Raw genomic sequence first — 1,872 nt, forward strand, 5'->3', positions numbered from 1 at the left:
GTCAACTTTTTTCTTAAGTTGTTTTTTCTTGTTTGCCCTTTTCTTAAGGACAAGTATAACTATACCATCTTAAAATAATATCGTCAATACTTTTTTTAATTTTTTTTAAAATTATAATTATATTTTTAATTTTCATTCTCTAAACCACCTTAAACGCTTAGTATAGACATCTTTAAAATTAAATTATAATCCGTATATATCGTTATATTTACCAATATACTTCATCTTTTCATAGCTTTTTTTCATATCTCTTATCCTTCAACTTAAATTCCAATCTACTATTACTAAATTTTCTAAATATATAGTTAATTAGGAATTCGTTTTTTTTATGTTAAGATATATTTAAAGATAGCACATATACTTTGTTAAATTCTCTATAAAAGTATATATAATTACTAAAGTTTCAATATATTCTATTTTATACACTGCAATAAATAAACTTTATACTAGGAGGAATTATAGATATGAATATATCATCTAGAATACAAGCTGTTCCAGCTTCTACTATAATGGAACTATTAACTTATGCTACAGAAGCTAAAAAAGGTGGAAAAAAAGTTTACCATCTAAATATTGGACAACCTGATATAAAAACCCCAGATGAATTTTTCAATGCAGTAAAAGATTACAAGGATGATGTTTTAGAATATGCTTTATCAGAAGGAATGCCTGAACTTATAGAAGCTATACAAAAATACTATAAAGGATATAACATCAATTTTAATAATGATGACATATTAATATTAAATGGTGGTAGTGAAGCTCTATTATTTTCTATGATAGCTACATGCAATGAGGGAGACAATATATTAATACCTGAGCCATTTTATTCAAATTACAATAGCTTTGCTAAAGCAGTGGGTGTCGAGATAAAACCTATTACTACGGTGGCAGAAAATGGATTCCACTTCCCTTCAAAGGAAGAAATCGTATCCAAAATAGATTCTAAAACTCGTGCTATATTATTTTCAAACCCAGGAAATCCAACTGGAGTTGTTTATACTAAGGAAGAAATTCAAATGATATCTGATATAGCTAAGGAAAACGATTTATGGATAATAGCTGATGAAGTTTATAGAGAATTTGTTTATGAAGGTGATTATACTAGTTTAGGTAATATAGATGAAGTAGCTGATAGAGTTGTGATAATAGACAGTGTATCTAAAAGATATAGTGCATGCGGAGCTAGAATTGGTTCTATAGCTTCTAAGAATAAAGTATTTATGAATCAAATACTAAAACTATGCCAAGCAAGATTATCAGTTCCTACTTTAGAGCAGATTGGTGCTATTGAGCTTTATAAAACACCAAGTACTTATCTTGCAAAGGTAAACAAAGAATATAGAGAAAGAAGAGATGTATTGTATAATGAACTTATAAAAGTTCCTGGTGTCGTATGTAAAAAGCCTGCTGGAGCTTTTTATATAGTTGCAAAGTTACCAGTTAAGAGTTCTGATCATTTTGTAAAATGGTTATTAAGCAATTTTGACATAGATGGACAAACAGTTATGCCTTGCCCTGCTGAAGGTTTCTATGCTACTAAAGGGCTTGGCGTTGATGAAATAAGACTTGCCTATGTATTAAATAAAGATGATTTGGCTAATGCTGCTAAAATATTAAAAATAGGTTTGGAAACTTATTTAAAATTAAATAAATAAAACAAGAAGTGTGCTTATGCACACTTCTTTTTATGTATAGACTTATATAAAAAAACATTAAGATATAAGATCATAATAGTTATTTTATAATTTAATAAAATAACTATTATGAATTTAAACATAAAAAAAGATTACGTGGCTACGTCTTACTCTCCCAGGGGGTCGCCCCCCAAGTACCATCAGCGCTAAAGAGCTTAACTTCTGTGTTCGGAAT

At 28.5% G+C, this 1,872-nt stretch carries 1 protein-coding gene and 1 rRNA gene; one reads left to right on the top strand and one right to left on the bottom strand.

All coding sequences use genetic code 11. The features are described from left to right. Positions 1-464: 464 nt before the first annotated feature. Positions 465-1,658: a pyridoxal phosphate-dependent aminotransferase gene (locus BLP75_RS17920; protein WP_092727900.1), complete on the top strand. Its 1,194-nt coding sequence runs from the start codon at positions 465-467 to the stop codon at positions 1,656-1,658. Positions 1,659-1,791: 133 nt separating this feature from the next. Here BLP75_RS17920 and rrf read toward each other — a convergent pair. After that, positions 1,792-1,872, bottom strand: a 5S ribosomal RNA gene (gene rrf / locus BLP75_RS17925); the annotation flags it as partial.

This window comes from Romboutsia lituseburensis DSM 797 (assembly GCF_900103615.1).
Lineage (GTDB): Bacteria > Bacillota > Clostridia > Peptostreptococcales > Peptostreptococcaceae > Romboutsia_F > Romboutsia_F lituseburensis.

What these genes read in the sequence shown, in the direction of transcription:
- BLP75_RS17920 (WP_092727900.1), top strand. Translation starts at nt 465, where the DNA reads ATGAATATATCATCTAGAATACAAGCTGTTCCAGCTTCTACTATAATG.